The organism is Frankia sp. AiPs1 (assembly GCF_023716945.1).
GTDB lineage: Bacteria > Actinomycetota > Actinomycetes > Frankiales > Frankiaceae > Frankia.
In genome coordinates, this window is the sequence record NZ_JAMQQF010000797.1 from 1 (window position 1) to 2,023 (window position 2,023).

The 2,023-nt window shown below is 72.4% G+C and carries 2 protein-coding genes and 2 pseudogenes; all 4 read right to left on the reverse strand.

Translation table 11 applies throughout. The features are described from left to right. Window positions 1–106 (reverse strand): annotated as a pseudogene (locus tag ND748_RS35210) (hypothetical protein); the annotation flags it as partial. Window positions 107–167: 61 nt separating this feature from the next. After that, window positions 168–707 (reverse strand): MauE/DoxX family redox-associated membrane protein, encoded by a 540-nt coding sequence (locus tag ND748_RS30755; RefSeq protein WP_251749800.1) that lies wholly within the window; start codon window positions 705–707, stop codon window positions 168–170. Further along, on the reverse strand, window positions 707–1,282 hold the full coding sequence (locus ND748_RS30760; RefSeq protein WP_251749802.1) for an SCO family protein: 576 nt from the start codon (window positions 1,280–1,282) through the stop codon (window positions 707–709). The genes ND748_RS30755 and ND748_RS30760 overlap by 1 nt, the downstream gene beginning before the upstream one ends. Before the next feature lie 559 nt (window positions 1,283–1,841). Continuing rightward, window positions 1,842–2,023, reverse strand: a pseudogene (locus ND748_RS30765) (hypothetical protein); the annotation flags it as partial.

Genomic DNA, 2,023 nt, shown 5'->3' on the forward strand with positions numbered 1-2,023 from the left:
AGTCGCCGCTGGTGATGAAGCGCTTGACGCCCTCGATGTGCCAGGTCCCGTCGGACTGCTCGACCGCCCGGGTCCGGGCGGGCCCGCCCGCGGCGCCGGCGGCGGGTCGGTCGGCCGGCTTGGCTGCGGTCGGGGCGTTGCGGCCGCTCCCGCCCTTGCCGCGGGTCTTAGAGTTCGAGGCCATCTGTGTCACTCCTGGAACGGTCGTTGACCGGCTTGTCGAGGATGCGGTCCACGGCGAGGTAGCCGCCGGGCCGCCAGGCGAGCAGCGCCGCCGCGGCGAGCAGCAGGCTGTCGCGGACCAGCTCGGAGGCGTAGTGAGTGGGGGCGTCGGCCGTCAGGTCGCCGCCGGAGGAGAAGCAGCCGCAGTCGATGCGCAGCCCGCGGACCGCCGCCGAGGCGATGGCCGCGATGTAGACGGCGAACATCAGCGCCGACACCAGTGCGGTCACCCGCACCGCGAGCCCCACGATGAGCAGCACGCCGAGGGCGATCTCGAGGAACGGCACGCCGTAGGCCACCGGCTGCACCAGCGCCTCGGGCAGGATGCGGAACGCCCGCACCGAACGCAGCATGCCGTCCGGATCGTTGACCTTCAGCAGGCCCGCGACGAGCCAGACGGCGCCGAGCGCCAGGCGCAGGACGGTGGAGATGCCCCGGCTCGCCGGCTGCGTCGGCGTGGTGAGGCGGTAGGCGATCGTGTTCATTACCGGGCTTCTGGTCCGGACCGCTCGGCGGTCAGCTTGGGCAGGTCGTCGATGTATGCCTGGACGCCCGTGCCCGCCAGGTACAGCGCGCGGATCCGGTCGTCTCGGGAAAAGGCGATCACCTGCGAGCCGTGGGTGACCAGAACGGAACCGTCGGCCTGAACCTCGGGCTTCTCCAGGGGGACGCCCAGGGCCTCGGCCTCGGAGCGGATCCGATCAAACGTGCCACGGACACCGATGAAGGTCGCGTCGAACTGCCTAAGCCAACGACTGAGAACCGGCCCGGTATCCCGATCAGGATCGGACGTCACGAAAACGACCGCGATCTGCTGCCGTACGTCCGGTTTGACCTCGGTGAGCGCGGAGGAGATGTCCGCCATCGTGGTCGGGCAGACATCGGGGCAGTTCGTATAGCCGAAGAACAGCAGGGTGATTTTTCCCTTTGTGCGTTCCCGCAGGTCGAAGGGGCGTCCGTCAGTGTCGGTCAGATTCAGGGCGGGTTTGGCCAGCCGCTGTGCCGGGACGGTGCCGTGCAGACCGTCGTTGTCCCCGTCGCCCGCGTCGACGATGGTCACCCCGTTGTTCGTGCCGGAGCCGGCGCAGGCGGACATCAGCAACAGCGATGAGGCAGCCAACGCCGACCCGAGGACGCCGAACAGCCGTCCCCGCCGGCGCCGACCAGCCGGCGGGGACGGCCGGGTGGCTCGGGACGCCTGCGTGGCCAGGGGCGGCTGGGTGGCTTGGGACGGTCGGGTGGCTTGGGACGGTCGGGTGGCCAGGGATAGCCGGCCGGCTGGGGACGGCTGGGCTGGTGGGGGCGGCCCGACCGGGAGCGACGGCGAAGCGGGTGGGACCACGGCGTGGCGGGAGGGGGACCCGTCGACGCGGACGGTGACCTCGCGACGGGGACGGATCAGGGACATGACACTCCAGGAGCGGGCGCCGCAGGCGCGTGGGATCGCCACCGGGCGGCGGCGGGCGTGATCGAAGGTGATCGCTGCGGACGCGATGGGTGACGGACTGACGGGGCGAAACGGGACGCGCGGCGACGCCACAGACCGACGCCACAGGCCGACGCACAGGCCGACGCACAGGCGACGGTGCCCCGCCCGGCCCGGCCCACGACGCAGGGGGCTAGAGCGCGGCGACCCGCCACGGCGCATCCCGGAACGATGTGCTGACGAGCGGCACCGGCGGCCCGCGCCGGGCGACGGCGTGACGCAGCAACAGCAGGCGCGCTCGTCCCACCGAACCGGCCCGCCCGATCGGCGCGAACCGCGGGGCCGGCGCCGAAGGCGGGGAGATCGCCGGCAGGG